The following is a 224-nucleotide window of genomic DNA, read 5'->3' as shown; positions in this document are numbered from 1 at the left end:
GTCAAACGCCTTGAGGCGGATACGGATCTTTTGCTTGCTCATGATCGGTGTCCTTCTCAGTCGATGATCTTGGCCACGACGCCGGCGCCGACGGTGCGACCGCCTTCACGGATGGCGAAGCGCAGACCCTCTTCCATGGCGATGGGGGCGATCAGCTTGACGGTGATCGACACGTTGTCGCCGGGCATGACCATTTCCTTGCCTTCGGGCAGCTCGATGGAGCC

Annotated in this window: 1 protein-coding gene; it reads right to left on the bottom strand. The window is 61.2% G+C overall.

Going from position 1 to position 224, the window contains the following annotated elements; all coding sequences use genetic code 11:
- Window positions 1-56 precede the first annotated feature (56 nt).
- Window positions 57-194, bottom strand: a complete 138-nt coding sequence (locus HA630_RS00195; protein ID WP_371809169.1) for a hypothetical protein — start codon at window positions 192-194, stop codon at window positions 57-59.
- Between the last annotated feature and the right edge of the window lie 30 nt (window positions 195-224).

Source organism: Aquabacterium sp. A08 (genome assembly GCF_011742065.1).
Note: the sequence above shows the minus strand (reverse complement) of the source record. Positions and strands in the feature narration are given on the sequence as shown.

Coding starts and splice junctions, on each gene's coding strand:
- HA630_RS00195 (WP_371809169.1), bottom strand. CDS start 194: ATGGTCATGCCCGGCGACAACGTGTCGATCACCGTCAAGCTGATCGCC.